Here is a 5356-nt window from a genome sequence, read left to right as displayed (position 1 = left end):
GCGCAGGTTCAGCAACCGCAGCACATTCTCCTCGGCCAGGTATCGGCCGACCCGAGTTCGCCCGCCCGCCAACCGATCCGGCTGATCCTTGACCTGTTGAACCAGTTGCGTGGCCAAACCCGCGTAGAAGGATCCGCTGCCGCCGATGCTGACCCGCTCGTTGCCCAGCGTGGCCCGCGCGACCGTCCAGCCGGTGTTGGGTTCACCAACCACATCCTCGTCGGGCACGAACAGATCGTTGAAGAACACCTCGTTGAAGTCCGACCCGCCGGTGATCTGGCGCAGTGGACGCACCTCGACCTCGGGGGCGTTCATGTCCACGATCACCGTGGTGATGCCGGCATGCTTGGGGGCCTCCGGGTCGGTGCGCACAGTGGCCAGACCGCGCGCACAGTACTGCGCCCCGCTGGTCCACACCTTCTGGCCATTGATCTTCCAGCCCCCGTCGACCCGGGTGGCTTTGGTCTTGATCGACGCCGCGTCAGAACCGGCCTCGGGCTCGGAGAACAGCTGACACCAGATCTCGTCTTTACGCAGCGCCTTCTCGACGAATCGTTCGATCTGCCACGGCGTTCCGTGTTGCACCAGGGTCAGGATCACCCACGCGGTGATGCCGTAGTCGGTGCGCTTGATGCCCGCGGCACGGAATTCCTCTTCGATGACCAACTGCTCCACAGCATCTGCGGCCAGCCCCCATGGCTTGGGCCAGTGCGGCATCACGTAGCCGGTCTCGATCAGCTTGTCGCGCTGCGCCTGCTTGTCCAACTTGGCGAGCTCGGCGACGTCGGCATGAATCCGGGCCCGCATTTCCTCGGCCTCGGGCGGCAGGTCCAGGCTGCTCTCCCGGGCGACACCGGCGGCGGTCAACTCGAACACGTCCTGGGCGGGTGCGTCCCCACCGAACAGTGCCGTCGTCACCAACGCGCGGCGCAGGTGCAGGTGCGCGTCGTGCTCCCAGGTGAATCCGATCCCGCCGTGCACCTGAATGTTCAGTTCCGCATTGCGCGCGTAGGCCGGAAACGCCAGTGCCGCAGCCGAAGCCGCCGCTAGCCGGAACTGCTCCTCGTCCTCGGACGCGGCGCGGGACGCGTCCCACACCGCAGCGATGCCCGACTCGCTGGCCACCACCATGTTCGCGCAGTGGTGCTTGATGGCCTGGAACGTGGCGATGGTCCGGCCGAACTGCTGGCGCACCTTGGCGTACGCTACGGCGGAGTCGACACAGTCGGCAGCTCCACCGACCGCCTCGGCGGCCAGCAGCGTCCGCGCCCGTGCCAGTGCCGAGTCGTGTGCTCCCGGCAGGACGTCGTCGTCGCTGACGCTGACCTTCTCCAACCGGACCCGTCCGGAGCGCCGGGTCGGGTCCAAATTCTCCGGGACCTCGACGGAGACGCCGGAGCGGCCGCGCTCGACCACCAGCACGTCGTCACCGGCCGCGATCAACAGCAGGTCACCGAGGCCCGCGCCGAGCACGATGCCGGCGTCACCGTCGGCCACGCCGTTGCTCAGGCTGACGTTGCCGCCCAGACCGATGCCCGTGGTGACGGTTCCGTCGATCAGGCCCGGCAGCAGCCGCGACTTCTGTTCGGCTGAGCCGTCTTTGGCGATCACCGCAGAGGCGATGACGGTCGGTACGAATGGCCCCGGCGCCACTGCACGTCCGAGTTCGTCGATGACGACGACGAGTTCGGGCAGCCCGTATCCCGAACCGCCGTGCTCCTCGTCGATATGCAGTCCCAGCCAGCCGAGTTCGGCGAGGCCTTGCCAGAACGGCGGTAGGCCCTCCTCGGGCGCATCCAGCAGCGACCGCGCGGCTGCGCGGGCCTTCTGCGAGGCGAGAAACCCGCGGGCTACCTCGGCGAGTTCGCGGTGGTCGTCGGTCAGTGCGATACCCATGGCAGGGCCTTCCTCTAGGACGCCGTTGGCCGGTGGCAAAGAGTGTACTTAAATCCGCCGGCCTCCCAACCGGGTGGTCGGTCGGGATGCGAAATAGAAGCTAGGGCTGGATCTGGCCCCGATCACGACCCTGGCTTCTGACTCGCGCGGGTAGCGCCGCCGTCTGACGACTAGCTCGTCACTTGGGCGCGAACCGCTGGCCGGCGTCCAGCCGCAGGCACTGGCCGTTCAGCATCGGGTTGTCCACGATGGCCGCGACCAGCTTGGCGTACTCCTCCGGGCGGCCCAGCCGCTTCGGGAACGCCGCATCCTTGGTCAGCGCGCTGGCGAATTCGTCCGGGATGCCCTTGGTCAACCCGGTCGCGAACAGGCTTGGCGCGATCGCCAATACGCGGATGCCCAGCGACCCGAGGTCGCGTGCCATGGTCAGGCACATGCCGGCGATCCCGGCTTTGGCCGCGGTGTAGGCGACCTGACCGATCTGGCCCTCGAATGCCGCGATCGACGCGGTGTTGATGATGACGCCGCGTTCCTCGTCCTCGGGTTCGTTCTGGCTCATGTAGCTGGCCGCCAGCCGGCTGATATTGAACGAGGCGATGAGGTTGAGATCGACGACCGACTGGAAGGACTCCAGATCGTGCGGACCGGATTTCGACATGGTCCGCTTCGCGATGCCGCCACCGGCCGTGGTCACCGTGACGTGCAGGCCACCGAGTTTGTCGACAGCCGTCTTCAGCGTTTCCTCGGTGCCGGCGAAGTCGGTGACGTCCACCGGGTAGAAGTCACCACCGATACCGGCCGCCACCTCCTTGCCGTCTGACTCTTCGCGGTCAAAGATCGCGACGCTGGCACCACGGGCGTGCAGCAACTCGGCGCTGGCGCGGCCCATGCCCGAGGCGCCGCCGATGACGACGACCTTCTTGCCGTTGATCTCCATTCAAACCTCCTTGTTTGTTCGGGCAGTGCCCGCGCGTTAGCTGCACGCTATCGCGGCGCCGCGTGACGTTGTCGGTCAGGCGTGTAAAGGTGGGTTGTGCTGCTGATCGACGTGGCGACGACCTCGGTTGACGTGGGTGGCTCGGCTTCGCGGCGGGCCAAGATCGCGCGGATCGCCGAGTTGCTGAGCCAGGCCAAGTCTGATCCCGTGCTGGTCGCGATCGTCGTGGCATGGCTGTCCGGCGACCTGCCGCAACGCCAAATCGGTGTGGGCTGGGCGGCATTGCGGTCGCTGGCGCCGGCCGCGGCGCAACCCAGCCTGACCGTCCTCGGCGTCGACACCACGCTGTCAACGATCGGCGCGGTGTCGGGCAAGGGCTCGCAAGCGCGACGCGCTGACCTCGTCGCCGGATTGTTCGCGTCCGCGACCGACGTCGAGCAGACATTTCTTCGGCACCTACTCACCGGAGAACTCCGCCAGGGCGCGCTGGCCGGTGTGATGGCCGATGCGGTCGCCGCGGCGACGCAGATTCCCGCCGCCACCGTGCGGCGGGCGGCGATGCTTGGCGGCGCACTGCCGGCAGTCGCAGCCGCGGCCCTAACCGGCGGTGCGGCCGCGTTGGACGCGTTCACCCTGCAGGTGGGCCGGCCAGTTGGCCCGATGCTCGCCCAGACCGCCTCGGGCGTCGGAGAAGCCTTGGAAAAGCTTGGCGGTACAGGGGTTTTCGAGGCGAAGCTGGACGGCGCCCGAGTGCAGATACACCGAGCGGGCGATCAGGTCACCGTCTACACCCGAAGCCTCGACGACGTCACCGCGCGACTGCCCGAGGTGGTCGAGGCAACCTTGGCGCTGCCGGTTCGCGAGCTGATCGCCGACGGCGAGGCGATCGCGCTGCGTCCGGACGGCCGGCCACAGCCCTTCCAGGTCACCGCCTCACGCTTCGGCCGGTCGGTCGACGTCGCGGCCGCCCGCACCGCCCAGCCGCTTTCGGTCTTCTTCTTCGACATCCTGCACCGCGACGGCATCGACCTGCTCGACGCGCCTACCAGCGAGCGCGCCGCGGTGCTCGACGACATCGTGCCCGCGCGGAACCGCGTCGATCGGCTGATCACGTCGGATCCGGCTGCCGCCGGCGACTTCCTGGATACGACGCTGGCTGCCGGCCACGAGGGCGTCATGGCCAAGTCGCTGACCGCGTCGTATGAGGCGGGCCGCCGCGGGGCCGGGTGGCTCAAAGTGAAGCCGGTCCACACCCTGGATCTGGTGGTGTTGGCCGTCGAGTGGGGGTCGGGCCGGCGTAAAGGAAAGTTGTCGAATATTCATCTGGGTGCCCTCGACCCGGCCGGTGGCGGCTACGTGATGTTGGGCAAGACGTTCAAGGGTATGACCGACGCGATGCTGGAGTGGCAGACCGTCCGGTTTCAGGAGCTGGCGGCGGGCGGCACCGAGGGCTACGTCGTGCAACTGCGGCCGGAGCAGGTGGTCGAGGTGGCGTTCGACGGTGTGCAGGGCTCGTCGCGTTACCCCGGCGGCTTGGCGCTGCGGTTCGCCCGGGTGCTGCGCTACCGCGACGACAAACGCCCCGACGAAGCCGACACCATCGACACGGTGCGCGCCATATACCGGGGTTAAGCTGCCAGCGGCCCAGTTTCGCGTGTTGACACGACAGGAGGCGCCGTGGCCGCACCGCCGCAGCCGACGCCCGATACCCAATACCTCAGCTACATCCACACTGACGCCGACCTGCCGCCGGTCGCCATCATCGACCGCTCCCCCATCGGCACCAAGCACAAAATCTTCATCGGCGTGATCGCCGTGCTCGGAGCAGTGGCCTGGGCGATCATCGCCTTCGCCCGTGGCGAGACGGTCAACGCGGTGTGGTTGGTCGTCGCGGCGATCTGTACCTACGTCATCGGATACCGGTTCTACGCGCGGCTGATAGAGGCAAAGATCGTGCGTCCGCGCGACGATTACGCCACGCCCGCAGAGGTTTTCGACGACGGCATCGACTACGTGCCCACCGATCGGCGGGTGTTGTTCGGCCACCATTTCGCCGCGATCGCCGGGGCCGGACCGCTCGTCGGCCCGGTGCTTGCCACCCAGATGGGCTACCTGCCGTGCAGCATCTGGATCATCATCGGCGCGGTGTTCGCCGGCGCCGTGCAGGACTACCTGGTGCTGTGGATCTCCACCCGGCGCCGTGGCCGCTCGCTGGGTCAGATGGCCCGCGACGAGCTCGGCGCCATCGGCGGTGCCGCCGCTCTGGTCGGGACCTTCGTCATTATGGTGATCATCATCGCGGTGCTCGCGCTGGTGGTGGTGCGGGCATTGGCGCAAAGTCCCTGGGGCGTGTTCTCCATCGCGATGACGATCCCGATTGCCTTGTTCATGGGCTGCTATCTGCGGTTCCTGCGACCCGGGCGGGTAGCGGAAGTGTCCGTGATCGGTTTCGTGCTGTTGATGCTCGCCGTGGCGTCCGGCGATGTCGTCGCCGAATCAGCCTGGGGCGCATCGTGGTTCAAT

Annotated in this window: 4 protein-coding genes; 2 read left to right on the top strand and 2 right to left on the bottom strand. The window is 67.6% G+C overall.

From position 1 onward, the window contains the following. Window positions 1-1896: acyl-CoA dehydrogenase (locus VGH54_RS18480; RefSeq protein ID WP_331513531.1), on the bottom strand; the 1896-nt coding region annotated here is incomplete at its 3' end. Window positions 1897-2074: 178 nt separating this feature from the next. Further along, window positions 2075-2833 carry an SDR family NAD(P)-dependent oxidoreductase gene (locus VGH54_RS18475; RefSeq protein WP_331513530.1) on the bottom strand — a complete coding sequence of 253 codons (759 nt, stop codon included), beginning with the start codon at window positions 2831-2833 and terminating at the stop codon, window positions 2075-2077. A 96-nt stretch (window positions 2834-2929) separates the two neighbouring features. Between VGH54_RS18475 and VGH54_RS18470 the strand changes: the two genes are divergently transcribed. After that, window positions 2930-4465 (top strand): ATP-dependent DNA ligase, encoded by a 1536-nt coding sequence (locus VGH54_RS18470; protein ID WP_331513529.1) that lies wholly within the window; start codon window positions 2930-2932, stop codon window positions 4463-4465. A gap of 45 nt (window positions 4466-4510) precedes the next feature. After that, a partial coding sequence (locus VGH54_RS18465) for a carbon starvation CstA family protein (RefSeq protein ID WP_331513528.1) occupies window positions 4511-5356 on the top strand: 846 nt, incomplete at its 3' end.

The organism is Mycobacterium sp. (genome assembly GCF_036488105.1).
Classification (GTDB): Bacteria; Actinomycetota; Actinomycetes; order Mycobacteriales; family Mycobacteriaceae; genus Mycobacterium.
Note: the sequence above shows the minus strand (reverse complement) of the source record. Positions and strands in the feature narration are given on the sequence as shown.

Coding starts and splice junctions, on each gene's coding strand:
- VGH54_RS18475 (WP_331513530.1), bottom strand. CDS start 2,833: ATGGAGATCAACGGCAAGAAGGTCGTCGTCATCGGCGGCGCCTCGGGC.